12 protein-coding genes are annotated in these 12,889 nt (G+C 70.5%); 4 read left to right on the forward strand and 8 right to left on the reverse strand.

The features are described 5' to 3' along the window. The first annotated feature begins 97 nt into the window (after positions 1 to 97). The 3 genes from QWI33_RS12665 to QWI33_RS12675 all read left to right on the forward strand — a co-directional run bounded on the left by QWI33_RS12665 (position 98) and on the right by QWI33_RS12675 (position 3,466). Complete coding sequence (locus tag QWI33_RS12665) at positions 98 to 1,306, forward strand: nitrate/nitrite transporter (protein WP_289957506.1); 1,209 nt, start codon at positions 98 to 100, stop codon at positions 1,304 to 1,306. Between the two features lie 103 nt (positions 1,307 to 1,409). Next, entirely contained in the window at positions 1,410 to 2,282 is an 873-nt protein-coding gene (locus tag QWI33_RS12670) for an ABC transporter ATP-binding protein (protein ID WP_289957507.1), read from the forward strand. Continuing rightward, on the forward strand, positions 2,279 to 3,466 hold the full coding sequence (locus QWI33_RS12675) for an ABC transporter permease (RefSeq protein ID WP_289957508.1): 1,188 nt from the start codon (positions 2,279 to 2,281) through the stop codon (positions 3,464 to 3,466). The genes QWI33_RS12670 and QWI33_RS12675 overlap by 4 nt, the downstream gene beginning before the upstream one ends. Before the next feature lie 53 nt (positions 3,467 to 3,519). Here QWI33_RS12675 and QWI33_RS12680 read toward each other — a convergent pair whose 3' ends face one another. The 4 genes from QWI33_RS12680 to QWI33_RS12695 form a co-directional block, all read right to left on the reverse strand. Continuing rightward, positions 3,520 to 4,902, reverse strand: a complete 1,383-nt coding sequence (locus QWI33_RS12680; RefSeq protein WP_289957509.1) for an NCS2 family permease — start codon at positions 4,900 to 4,902, stop codon at positions 3,520 to 3,522. Between the two features lie 432 nt (positions 4,903 to 5,334). Next, the gene (locus QWI33_RS12685) at positions 5,335 to 6,366 is read right to left on the reverse strand and encodes an LPXTG cell wall anchor domain-containing protein (protein ID WP_289957510.1); all 1,032 of its coding nucleotides are present in this window, start codon (positions 6,364 to 6,366) and stop codon (positions 5,335 to 5,337) included. Positions 6,367 to 6,761: 395 nt separating this feature from the next. Next, positions 6,762 to 7,505 (reverse strand): hypothetical protein, encoded by a 744-nt coding sequence (locus tag QWI33_RS12690; RefSeq protein WP_289957511.1) that lies wholly within the window; start codon positions 7,503 to 7,505, stop codon positions 6,762 to 6,764. 190 nt (positions 7,506 to 7,695) lie between these two features. Further along, positions 7,696 to 8,406, reverse strand: coding sequence for a hypothetical protein (locus tag QWI33_RS12695; RefSeq protein ID WP_289957512.1), 711 nt, complete (start codon positions 8,404 to 8,406; stop codon positions 7,696 to 7,698). 167 nt (positions 8,407 to 8,573) lie between these two features. On the opposite strand from QWI33_RS12695, the gene QWI33_RS12700 reads away from it, so the two are divergent. Continuing rightward, complete coding sequence (locus QWI33_RS12700; protein ID WP_289957513.1) at positions 8,574 to 10,871, forward strand: glycosyl hydrolase family 95 catalytic domain-containing protein; 2,298 nt, start codon at positions 8,574 to 8,576, stop codon at positions 10,869 to 10,871. 65 nt (positions 10,872 to 10,936) lie between these two features. On the opposite strand, the gene QWI33_RS12705 is transcribed toward QWI33_RS12700, so the two are convergent. From QWI33_RS12705 to QWI33_RS12720, 4 genes are all read right to left on the reverse strand, one after another. Further along, positions 10,937 to 11,437, reverse strand: a complete 501-nt coding sequence (locus tag QWI33_RS12705; protein WP_289957514.1) for a hypothetical protein — start codon at positions 11,435 to 11,437, stop codon at positions 10,937 to 10,939. Positions 11,438 to 11,479: 42 nt separating this feature from the next. After that, positions 11,480 to 11,890, reverse strand: a complete 411-nt coding sequence (locus QWI33_RS12710) for a hypothetical protein (protein WP_289957515.1) — start codon at positions 11,888 to 11,890, stop codon at positions 11,480 to 11,482. Positions 11,891 to 11,949: 59 nt separating this feature from the next. After that, positions 11,950 to 12,327: a hypothetical protein gene (locus QWI33_RS12715; RefSeq protein ID WP_289957516.1), complete on the reverse strand. Its 378-nt coding sequence runs from the start codon at positions 12,325 to 12,327 to the stop codon at positions 11,950 to 11,952. Between the two features lie 97 nt (positions 12,328 to 12,424). Beyond that, positions 12,425 to 12,802 (reverse strand): hypothetical protein, encoded by a 378-nt coding sequence (locus QWI33_RS12720; protein ID WP_289957517.1) that lies wholly within the window; start codon positions 12,800 to 12,802, stop codon positions 12,425 to 12,427. Positions 12,803 to 12,889 lie beyond the last annotated feature (87 nt).

Genomic DNA, 12,889 nt, shown 5'->3' on the forward strand with positions numbered 1-12,889 from the left:
TCCGGGCCCAGATTAGGCGCTTTCACGCCTCCGAAGAGGACGAATCGGCATACTGTCCCCGGGGCCGCCGCTCGGCCCTCCGGGGAAGGGAGCAGCGATGACCACTGCCGACGCGGCCGCACCGCAGGCCGCCGTGCGGCGCGGGGCGGGCTCGAACCTGGCGCTCGCGACCGCCGCGTTCGCGCTGACGTTCTGGGCGTGGAACCTCATCGGCCCGCTCTCGAAGACCTACGGCGACCGGCTCGACCTCGACCCGACGCAGGTCTCGATCCTCGTCGCGTTCCCTGTGCTCGTGGGCGCGGTCGGGCGCATCCCGGCCGGGATCCTCACCGACAGGTTCGGCGGCCGGATCATGCTCACCGCCTCGTGCTTCGTCGCCGTCGTACCGGTGCTCCTCGTCGGCCTGTCCGGCGGTTCCTATGCGGCCCTGCTGGTCTCGGGGTTCCTTCTCGGCATCGCGGGCACGTCGTTCGCGGTCGGCATCCCGTTCGTCAACTCCTGGTACCCGCCCGCGAAGCGCGGCTTCGCGACCGGGGTCTTCGGCGCTGGCATGGGCGGCACCGCGCTCTCGGCGTTCTTCACCCCGCGCCTGGTCGCGTGGCTCGGGCTCCTGCCGACCCACCTCCTCATGTGCGCCGCGCTCGCCGTGATGGGCGTGGTGGTCTGGGCGTTCACGCGCAACGCCCCGCAGTGGCGGGCCTCGACCGAACCGGCGCTGCCGCGGCTCAAGGCCGTCATGAAGCTCAAGGTCACATGGCAGATGTCGCTGCTGTACGCCATCGCGTTCGGCGGCTTCGTCGCGTTCTCGACCTACCTGCCGACGATGCTCGTGGCCGAGTACGGCCTCGCGCAGACCGAAGCGGGCCTGCGCACGGCCGGGTTCAGCCTCGCCGCCGTCATCGCGCGCCCGGCGGGCGGCATCCTCTCGGACAAGGTGGGGCCCCTCAAGGTCTGCCTCACCTCGTTCTTCGGGGCCGCCGTCATGGCCGTCCTCCTCTCCCTCGAACCGCCCCTGGAGGTCCCGGCCGGGACCGAGTTCGTCCTCATGGCCCTGTTCCTGGGCCTGGGCACCGGCGGCGTGTTCGCACTCGTGGCCGAGCTCGTCGACCCGGCGCGCGTCGGCGGCGTCACCGGGATCGTGGGCGCCGCGGGCGGCCTCGGCGGGTACTTCCCGCCGCTCATCATGGGCGCGAACTACCAGGCGAACGGCGACTACACGATCGGCCTGCTGCTGCTCGCGGTCACGGCGCTCCTGGTCGGGCTGTTCGCGCTCAAGGCGTTCCGGAACGTCCCCGAGCCGGGCTGACCTCCGCCACCGGTCGCGATTACTCCTCGCGAATGAACGCGGCCGGGCCGGTATCCCTCTCAAGGCGGAGGATCCGCCGCGCTGCGCGGCCTAGGGTGAATCCATGCTCGAAATCAAGGACCTCCACAAGCGGTTCGGCGACACCGTTGCCCTCGACGGCGTGTCGCTCACCGCAGCCCCCGGCGAGGTGGTCGGATTCGTCGGCGCGAACGGCGCCGGCAAGACCACGACCATGCGCATCGCCATGGGCGTGCTCGCCGCCGACTCCGGCCGGATCGTCTACAACGGCGCCCCGCTCGACGTCGAGGCGCGCCGCCGCTTCGGCTACATGCCCTCCGAACGCGGGCTGTACCCCAAGATGAAGACCGCCGAGCAGATCGCCTACTTCGGTGAGCTGCACGGCATGAGCCGCGCCGAGGCCAAGCGCTCCGCCGCCGCGCTCCTGGAGCAGCTGAACCTCACCGACCGCTCCGGCGACTTCGTGCAGGACCTCTCCCTCGGCAACCAGCAGCGCGTCCAGCTCGCGGTCTCGCTCGTCCACGACCCCGAGGCGCTCATCCTCGACGAGCCGTTCTCCGGCCTCGACCCCCTCGCCGTCGACGTCATGGGCACCGCCCTCAAGGACCGCGCCGCCGCAGGCGCGCCCGTGATCTTCTCCAGCCACCAGCTCGACCTCATCGAGCGGCTCTGCGACTCCGTGGTCATCATCGGCAACGGGAAGATCATCGCCGCCGGCTCCGTCGAGGAGCTGAAGGCCAAGGAGGTCAAGCAGTTGCGCGTGAGCGTCCAGACCGCCCAGGACCTCACCGCCTCGCTCCCCGGCACCGTCACCCGCGACGGCGACGACTACCTCGTGGAGGACGCCGACGACGACCAGGAGGTGCTGCGCATCGCCGCCGCCGCCGGGCGCGTCACCCACTTCGCCTACGACCAGCCCACCATCGCCGAGATCTTCCGAGAGGCCGTGACCCGATGAGCTCCCCGACTCCCGAGGCCTCGCGGATGCGCGGCCTGATGCTCGTGGCCGGACGCGAGATCCGCGTCCGCGGCCTCTCCAAGGCCAACCTGATCAGCCTCATCGTCACCGTCGTCATCGTCGGCGTGCTCGCCGCACTGCCCACGATCCTCGGCGGCGGGGACGACGAGGCCGAGAAGATCGGCCTCGCCGGGACCAACGCGGCCGCGATGGAGAGCCAGCTCAACGCCATGGGCGGCTTCGACATCACCATGTACGACTCGGCGGCTGAGGCCGAGCAGGCGGTCGAGGACGGCACCGTCGAGACCGCCGTCGCCGACGGCAAGCTCTACAGCGAGGAGAACCCCGGCCAGGGACTCCAGGCCCAGCTCGACTCGGCCTGGCAGGCCGCCACGGTCCAGACCAACCTCGCCGACGCCGGGCTCAGCGACGCCGAGATCGCCACCGCGCTCACCCCGCGCCCGCTGGAGACCGTCACCCTCGCCGAAGGCGAGACCGACCCGGTGACCAGCTACTTCACCGGCCTCGTCATCTCCATCATCATGTTCATGATGCTCATGACCCCCGTGCAGTACATCGCCATGGGCGTCGTCGAGGAGAAGTCCAGCCGGATCGTCGAAATCCTCCTCACCAGCCTCAAGCCCTGGCAGCTCTTGGGCGGCAAGGTCATCGGCCTCGGCGTGATCTCCCTGGTCAACCTCGTCGCCATGATCGCGGCCGGCCTCGGCGTCTCCGCCGCGACCGGCGTGCTCGCCGACCTGCCGCCGGGCACCGCCTCCGCGGCGGTCTCCACCATCGGCTGGTGGCTCATCGCGCTCGTCCTCTTCGGGACGCTCGCGGGCGGCGTCGGCTCGCTCGTCTCCCGCCAGGAGGAGTCCGGGTCGGTCCTGACCCCGCTCATCATGTCGCTCACCCTGAGCTACGTCGGCGCGATCTTCACGCTGAACGCGCCCACGAGCACCTTCGCGCAGGTCCTCTCGATCGTGCCGCCGTTCTCCGCGATCACCATGCCCACCCGCATGGCGATCACCACGGTCCCGGCCTGGGAGATCGCCCTCTCGATCGGTCTCCTCGTGCTCGCGGCGGCCGGAGCGCTCGCCCTCGGCGCACAGCTGTACAAGCGCAGCGTCCTGTACACCGGCTCGCGCCTCAAGCTGACCGAGGCGCTGCGCCGCGCGGCGTAAGACGGCAGAAGGGGCCCGGGATTCGCTCCCGGGCCCCTTTCCGCTCGTCCCGCTTACTCGGTGAGGAAGAAGAAGTAGCCGATCGAGGCGAGCATGAGCACCCATGCGATCGGGTGCACCTCGCGCCAGCGGCCCCGGGCGGCCATCATGATCGGGAAGAACACCAGGCCCAGCGCGATGCCGTTCGAGATCGAGTAGGTCAGCGGCATCACGGCGACGATGAGGAACGCCGGGATCGCGTACTCCAGCTTGGCCCATTCGATCTGACCGAGCGCCTTCGCCATGAGCACGCCCACGACGATGAGCGCCGGCGCGGTGACCGCCGGGTTGTTCGCGAACAGGCCGAACACCGGGAACGCCACGAGCGACACGAGGAACCAGAAGCCGGTCGTCACGGCCGTGAGGCCGGTGCGGCCCCCGACCGAGACGCCCGCGGTGGACTCGATGTACGCGGTGGTGGTCGAGGTGCCGAGCACCGCGCCCGCCGAGGTCGCGATCGAGTCGGTGGCGAGGGCGCGGCCCGCGCGCGGCAGCTTGCCGTCCTCCTTGATGAGGCCGGCCTGGCCGGCCACGGCGAAGAGGGTGCCGGCGGTGTCGAAGAAGTCCACGAACAGCATGGTCAGGATGACCGCGATCATGTGGACGGTGAACGCGTCCTCGAAACCGGTGAAGGCCGCGCCGAACGAGTCGAGGTTCGGCGTGAAGCCCTCGGCGAGCTCCAGGTCGATGACGCCGGTCAGGACGCCGGCGACCAGCGTCGCGAGCATGCCGTAGAAGACGCCGCCCTTCCAGCCCAGCACCATGAACACGGCGGTGACGAGGAGGCCGAAGACGGTGAGCAGGACGGTGCCGGAGCCCTCGCCCTGGAAGGAGCCCAGCGACACCAGGGTCGCGGGGTCGGCGACGACGATGCCGCCGCCCTTGAGGCCGATGAACGCGATGAACAGGCCGATGCCCGCGCCGACGGCGAGCTTCAGCTGCGTCGGGATCGCGTTCACGATCGCCTCGCGCGCGCCGGTGACGGCGAGGATGAAGAAGAGCACGCCGGACACGAGCGTGCCGGTGAGCGCCGTCTGCCACGGGATGCCGAGGGTGAGGACCACGGTGAACGCGAAGAACGCGTTCAGGCCCATGCCGGGAGCGGTGGCGATCGGGTAGCGGGCCCACAGGCCCATGACGAGGCAGCCGAGCGCGGAGGCCAGCGCGGTCGCGGTGAAGACCGCGCCCGGGTTGGGGGCGTCGACCCCGGCTTCGGTGAGCGCGAAGCTGAGGATGCCGGGGTTGACGGCGAGGATGTACGCCATCGCGAGGAAGGTGGTGGTCCCGGCGAGGACCTCGCGCTTCCAGTTCGTCTTGTTCTCGGTCATGCCGAAGAACTCGTCGACGCGGCCGGGCTGCGGCGCGTCCTTCTTCTCTGCAGTGGCTTCGGTGGCCATGTGGCGGGCACTCCTGTGCGGGCGTGGTGCGATGCCGGGCAGCTGGCACCTCGGGAAACAGGGTAACGGGGCAGGTCTGAACCTGCGGGTAATGTACCGGGTCCGCCACGGCGGCGACAGGGATCGGGTCCCGCGAATGTGAGTTTTACGCGCGCGATATGAGCTGGAAAACAAGCGACGCCCCGGAGCCAAGGGGGGGACGGCTCCGGGGCGTCGACTTAGGGTCGGGCCCCCGGTGGCAGGATTCCAGGGGCCCGACAAGGACCGCACCGTCAAGCAGCGGGCGGTAGTCGCGTGTCTCCTTCCCGACGAATCGGGCGTCCTGACTTGAGACAACTGCTAAACGCGATGGCGACACGGCCGGTTGCATAACGTTTCGGTAACGGGCCGGATTTCGGTGCGGGAACCCGCGGGACCCGCACCGATACCAGGTCAGGCGCCTTCGGCGTTCTCAGAGCGGCGGCGCTGCGCCACGAGCAGGGCGATACCCGCCGCGAGGAGCACCCCCGCGCCGAGGGCGTAGGTCAGGGACGCGCCGGTGCTGGGCAGCGAGCTCCCGGCCGGGGTGGTCGAGGCCTGGCCGGGCGTGGAGCCCGAGGACGGGGCCTCGGAGGACGGCGCCGCGGAGCTGGACTCGGCGGGGCTGGAAGCGGCCGGGCTCGACTCGGCGGGGCTGGACTCGGCCGGGGAGGTGCTGGCCTCGGGCTCCGAGGTGGGTGCGTCGGATGTGGGCGTGTCCGAGGTCGGCGCGTCGCTGGTCGGGACGTCAGAAGTCGGCGCGTCCGAAGTCGGGGTGTCAGAGGTCGGCGCATCGGACGTCGGGGCATCGCTGGTCGGCGCGTCCGAGGTGGGCGCGTCGGAGGTGGGCGCGTCGGAGGTCGGCGCATCGCTGGTCGGCGCGTCCGAAGTGGGAGCATCGCTGGTGGGCGCGTCCGAGGTCGGCGCGTCCGTCGTGGGCTCCTCCCCCGGCTCGCCCGGGCACGTGTGCGTGACGTTGAAGTGCTTCTCCTCGTCCCCGTTCACCACCTCAGCCCAGGCGTCGACGAGGATCCATCCGGTCGGCACGCCGACGTAGGCGCGCTTGGCGCTGCCGCTGTTCCCGGAGGTGACGACGGTGGCCTGCTCGGTGTGCTCGTCGCCGTCCTCGTCCTCGAACACGGCCGTGACCGAGAGGAACTTGTCGCCGGCGTTGCTGGGAAGCACGAAGACCCAGCCGTCGTAGTCAGCGGGCTTGTCGCCGGGGATCTGGTCGTCCTCGCCGCACCCGGTCTCGAAGTCGTCGGCCTCCGAACCCTTGTGGGCGTCTTTGAGGTCGAGGGTGACGGTGCTGTCGGTGTCGGCGTCTTTGCCGCCGCCGCCATGGTCGCCGGCGAAGGCGGGGATGCCGAGCGCGAGCGCAGTCGCTCCAGCGAGGCCTGCGGCGCCGAGGATGCCGAGGCGCTTTTGACGGCGTGTGAGTGTCATGGGATTGCTCTCCGTGATGGGTGGCCGGAGGAATCGAACGTGCCGGTTTCGATAACGCCTGTTGTTCGTCGTTCGCCGGTCCGGACGGGCCGACTCTGGGAGCCGCTGGACCTGGCGATGGGCAGACTATTCACGTTCGCGAGAGGGTCGGCGTTGCGTCGCATTCGGATGATCGTGACATCGTCCGAACGGTTGACCTGCGCAAACATGGCGAACTCGGACGAGCGGGCATGACGGCGCCCCCGCGACCATGGTCGCGGGGGCGCCGTCTTGGGCTGTCCCGGGCCGGGTTGTGGGGACCCGGCCCGTCGTGACCCGTTGGCGGGCTTACCGGTCGTGCACCGGCCGTCGGTCCTCGAACGGTCGGCGCGCGGCCGGTCTGACCGCCGGTCGGACTACCAGTCCTGGGCTTCGCGGCGGCGGCGCATGATCATGAACACCGCGGCACCGCCGGCGGCGAGCGCGGCGGCCGAGACCAGTGCGATCGTCAGCGGGGTGCCGGTGGTCGGCAGGTTCCCGTTCCCGGCGGGGGAAGTGGCCTCCTCGCACGGGGTCTCGGACCCGGCCGGGGCGCTCGGGGACGCCTCAGGGCTGCTGGGCTCCTCGCAGACTGGGCTCGACTCCTCGCCGGCGGGGCTGCTGGACTGCTCGCCGGGCGAGGACGGCTCCTCGGCGGGGCTGCTGGGCTCGTTCCCGGACGGCTCGCCCGGGCAGGTGTGCGTCACGTTGAAGAACTTGCTGTCGCCTTCGATGACGGCCGAGGCCTCGACGATGGTCCAGCCTGCGGGCGTGATGATGTAGGCGTGCTTGGCGCTGCCGCTGTTGCCGTTCGACACGATCGTGGCGTCGAGGACGTGCTCGTCGCCGTCCTCGTCCTCGTAGGTCACCGTGACCGAGACGAAGTCGTCGTTGCCGCCGGGCAGCACGAACACCCAGCCGTCCTCGTCCGCGCCGAGGTCTTCGGGGAGCTGGCTGTCGGTGCCGCAGCCTTCCTCGAAGTACGTGGCGGGCTTGCCGACGTGGTCGGGATTGATGTCGATGGGCTCCGTCGCCTGCGCGGGCGACGCCAGCGCCAGGGCTCCGACGAGGCTCGCGCCGACGGCGACGCCGAAGGTCTTGATGGGTTGCTTGAGTTCCACTGGGAAAGGCTCCGTTTTCCGTCTGCCAAAGGAAACGAATGTGCCGGATTCGTGATGGGCACTGCCTTCACGCGCGTGGGCGGGGCGGGGTTGCAGCGCATTCCCGTAACGGAGCGTTTTCCGCTCCGGCCGAGGGCACGGCGTCGCCCCCGCGGTCGGACCGCGGGGGCGATGCTGCGGGTGTCGCGTACTAGGAGTCGGCCTGGGCCCGGCGCCGCAGGAACATGACCAGTACGACGCCGCCCGCGGCGAGGAACAGTCCGAGTCCGAGCATCAGGCCGGTCGAGCCGCCGGTGGTCGGCAGGCCGTTCGCGGAGGCGGACTGATCGCCCGGCATCGTGGAGCCTCCCGGTGCGGTGGTCCCGTTCCCGGGCTGGGTGGTCCCGTTCCCGGGCGGGGTGGTCCCGCCGCCCGGCGTGGTGGGCGAGTCTCCCGGCTTGCCGGGGCAGGCGTGCGTGAGGTTGAAGAAGGCGCCCTCGTCGGGGTCCGTGACCTGGGCCTCGGCGTTGACGAGGGTCCAGCCAGCCGGGGTGATGATGTAGGCCTTGTTGTCGCCCGATCCGGAGACGATGCCGCCGTTCGCGCCGGTGGTGTAGACCTGCTCGTCGCCGTTCTCGTCCTCGAAGGTCGCGGTCACGGAGATGAAGTTGCCTTCGGCGCCGGCGGACTCGGGCAGCACGAACACCCAGCCGTCCTGGTCGTCGCCGATGTCGCCGGGCGGGATGTTGTCGCAGGAGATGGTGCCGGCATTCCCCGCGGTCGTCGGCACGTTGCCGTCGTTGATCGGGATCGTGACTTCCGCGGCCAGTGCGGGTGAGCCGATCATCATCGATCCGATAAGCGCCGCAGTGGCGGCGAGCGCGAGTCCTGTTGCTGACTTTCTACCTTTGATCCACGTCATATCGGTGACCATAATTGCTGCGTCGGCGATTCGGAGCCGGATGAAATGGATTCACTGTGGATAATTCCGCCGCTCGGCTCAATGACGAGGCATCGTCGCAATTGGAGTCGCGGGCGGCCCCCGGCACGTCCATGGACCCTCGATCGCGAATCCTATAGGATCTCGGCATGGCAGCACTGAAGCTCACCTACGACAGCGCCCCCGACGCCTGGCACGAAGGCCTCCCCATCGGGGAGGGCCGCATCGGCGCGATGCTGTGGGGTCCCCGCATCGAACTCAACGAAGACGCCTTCTGGGCGGGCGACGGTTCCTGGAGCGTCCCCGAGGGCGCCGAAGGCCTGGCGGCCCAAGCCGCCGAAGCGGTGCGCCGCGGCGACTACGCCGCCGCCGACCGGCTCGCGTCCGGCATGACCGGCAAGGAGCCCGACGCCTACCAGCCCGCCGGCGCCTTCGTCGCGACCCACTCCGGCGACACCGAGCCGGACCCGGCGGCTCCTGCGGGCCGTCGATCGGCAGAGCGGCGCGAACTCGACCTGCGCGACGGCGTCGCCACCGTGACCCGCGGGCGCGTCGCCCACCAGGCCTTCGCCTCCGCCGCCTACCAGGTCATCGCCCTGCGGTGGACCGCCGATGCGGCCTTCGACCTCGAACTGCGCTTCGAGTGGCCCCATGCGGGCGGGACCGCCTCCTCCAGCGCGACCGCGTTCGAGTTCACCGGCTGCGCCCCCGTCAGCGTCTTCGGCGGCAAGCCCGACTACTCCACGACCGAAGGCGTGCGCCGCCTCGGCCTCAGCGCCCAGGTGCAGAGCGACGGCGAGGTCGCCGAAATCGAAGGCGGCCACCGCATCAGCGGTGCCCGCAGCATCGAGGTCTACGTCGCGCTGCGCTCCGACTTCGACGAGCGGGCCGCACTCGCCACCGCCCGCGACGAGGCCCTCCGCGCCGCCGCCGACGGCTGGTCCGCCGTCCTGGACACCCACGTCGCCGCCCACCGCGAGCTCATGGACCGCGTCAGCCTCGACCTCTCTCCACAGGCGCCTGTGGACAACGCCCCAGCGAACGACGCGACGACCGACGAGCGCCTGCAGCGCCGCGCCGCGGGCGGCGGCGACGAGGACCTCGCCGTGCTCGCATTCCAGTTCGGCCGCTACCTCCTGATCGGCTCCTCGCGCCCCGGCACCCAGGCCGCGACCCTGCAGGGCATCTGGAACCACGAGGTCACCCCGCCGTGGAACTGCGACTACACCACGAACATCAACGTGGAGATGAACTACTGGCCCGCCGAGACCTGCGGCCTGCCCGAGTTCCACGAGCCCCTGTTCGGCCTCGTCGGCGACCTCGCCCGCACCGGCGTCGAGACCGCGCGCCGCCTCTACGACGCGGACGGCTGGTGCTGCCACCACAACACCGACTACTGGCGCACCACCGTCCCGGTGCAGGGACGCGCGTGCTGGCAGAACTGGCCCATGGCGGGCCTGTGGCTCTCGATGCACCTCGCCGAGCGCTGGCGCTTCGGCCGCGACGAGGAGTTCCTGGCCGAGCACCTGCCGATCGCCCTGGGCGCGGCCCGGTTCGCGCTCGACCGCCTCTCCGAGGGCAAGGAGGGCACGCTCGTCACGAACCCGGCCACCAGCCCCGAGAACGAGTTCGTGACCCCGGACGGGAACTCGGCGGTCGACGAGTCCACCGGGATGGACGCGACGCTGGTGCGCGAGCTCTTCGCGTTCATCCTCGAAGCGGCCGACGTGGTCGCCGAGACCCTTCACGGCGACGACCTCCAGCTCGTGGAAGGCATCAAGGCCGCCGTGCCGCGCCTGGCCGGACCCAAGATCGGCGCCGACGGGCGCCTCCTCGAGTGGGCCGAGGAGCGCGAGGAGTCCGAGCCGAACCACCGGCACGTCTCGCACCTCTACGGGGTCTTCCCCGGCGACTCCTTCGCGGACTCGCCCGAACTGCTCGACGCCGCCAGGAAGAGCCTCGAAGCGCGCGGCGACGCGGGCACCGGCTGGTCCCTCGCGTGGAAGACCGCCCTGTGGGCCCGCCTGCGCGACGGCGACCGCGCCCACCGCCTGCTCGGCGAGTTCCTGACGCCCGTGGGCTTCCGCGGCGACGGCGTCGAGTACGCCGACGGCGGGGTCTACGCCTCGCTGCTGTGCGCGCACCCGCCGTTCCAGATCGACGGGAACTTCGGCACGACCGCCGCGATCGCCGAGATGCTCGTCCAGTCGCACCGCACCGAGGACGGCGCCCCGGTGATCGAGCTGCTGCCCGCGCTCCCGAGCGCCTGGCCCGAAGGCGAGGTCCGCGGCCTGCGGGCCCGCGGCGGCGTCACCGTGGAGCGGCTCGCCTGGAGCGGCGGCGAGGTCACCGAGGTGGCACTGAAGTCCACTTGCGACACCCTCGTGAAGGTCCGCGGCGAGGCGGTCCGCCTGAACCGCGGCCAGACCTGGACCGTGAAGTACTAAGGGACGCAAGGGAGCGGCCGGAGCCATGAGGCTCCGGCCGCTTGGGTATGAAAGCGGACTGCCGATCAGCAGTCGAACGTCTCCATGGTCTGTCCGACGGCGAGGCCGCACACCGACCAGTGGAACGCACCTGTGGCGTCCGCGTTGACCAGTGCGATCCCGCTGGGACCCACCGGTTCACTCGGGCCCTGGATCGAGTTGTCGCACTCGACGGCCTCGGCCGAGGCCGCCACCGCGTTGCCGCAGACCTGCCACTTGGCGAAGTTCCGCAGATCCGCGTTGACCACGGTCGGCATGCCTCCGAAGTCCCCGGGGGCCTCCGGCAGCGCGTACCCGTAGTCTTCCGCGTCGTGCGTGGTACCGGCGCCGAGCATCGTCGCGCAGGCCGTGTCCACGAGCGGACCGGTCTCGCCGGTCTCGCACAGCACGGGCAGCATCGAATCGTGTTCGGTCTCCACCGTGGCGATCGTCAGCCAGTCGGGAGTGGAGGCCGAAGCCACGTCTCCCGAGAGGGCCGCCGCGGCGGCAGCGGCGGCCGAGACCGCGGCCATGGTGGTGTTGCCCATTGTTCTCTACCTTTTCCCGATCTGGCCCGAGTGCGGCGCGGCCTAGTAGTCGCCCTGGTCGTGGCCCTTGTCGTAGTCGTGCTCGTCCTCGGAGATGTGGTCGGCGTTGTCGCAGACCTGGCCGAAGGACTGGGTGAGCACGTTCTGGCCGCAGATCTGCCAGTGCAGGGCGCTCGACAGGTCGGCGTTGACGCCGGAGACGTCGCCGGCCCAGACGCCGGACTGCGGGCCCTCGCCGATGTGGTCGCGGTTGTCGCACACCTGGCCGTAGGACTGGGCCAGGATGTTCTGGCCGCAGATCTGCCAGTGGGCCAGGCTCGAGGCATCGAGGTTGACGAGGCTGACATCCCCGGCGGCGACGCCCGAGTTCTGGGCCATCGCGGGCGAGGCGGCGGCACCGAGGACGGCGACACCAGCCGCCGCGAAGGCGGCGGTTGCGGTGAGCTTGCGCATTGCGTGTGTTCCTTTCGAGTGCTGAAGGGCGGACCTGTCGGACCCGCCCCGGGTTCGACCTACTGCGCCGTGTTGGGCATGTGGTCGTAGTTGAGGCACTGCTGGGCGAGCGACGGCGAAACGCCGATGTTCTGGCCGCAGATCTGCCAGTGGGCGGCATCCGAGATGTCCAGGTTGGCCAGGGACGTGTCGCCGGCCCAGACGCCGGACTGCGGGCCCTCGCCGATGTGGTCGCGGTTGTCGCAGACCTGGCCGAACGACTGGGCCAGGACGTTCTGGCCGCAGATCTGCCAGTGCAGCGCGCTCGACGCGTCGACGTTCAGCAGGCTGGTGTCGCCGGCGGTGACACCGGAGTTCTCGGCCATCGCCGGGGTGGCGACGGCGCCGATGGCGGCGACGCCCGCAGCGGCGGCGAGGACGTAAGTGGACTTGCGCATATGAGTTCCCCCGAGTTCGTTGGATTTCGAATCCGTCGGTGCGGGACCAGGCCCGCACCGACGGGTTTGGCTCGACAGAGCCGACTCGACCGTGCCTCTACTGGGCGTGGTCCGACACGTGGTCGTAGTTGAGGCACTGCTGGTCGAGCGACGGCGAGACGGCGATGTTCTGGCCGCAGATCTGCCAGTGCAGCGCGCTCGAGACGTCGCCGTTGATGAGCGAGGTGTCGCCGGCGGTGACGCCGGACTGCGGGCCATCGCCGATGTGGTCGCGGTTGTCGCAGACCTGGCCGAACGACTGGGTCAGGACGTTCTGGCCGCAGATCTGCCAGTGGGCCAGGCTCGAGGCGTCCAGGTTCACCAGGGAGACGTCCCCGGCGGTGACCCCGGAGTTGTTGCCACCGGCCATGGCGGGAGCGGCGGAGAGAGCGGCGGCGCCGGCGGCGACGGCGGCAACAGTGAGAACCTTGCGCATGAGTTGCGTTTTCCTTCTGGGTTGTGCGCCCGGAAATCCCGGGCGACTTTGGATTCGGCGTTCCGCCCCGTTCGGGACGGTGGTGCA

This window comes from Glycomyces tritici, assembly GCF_030403505.1.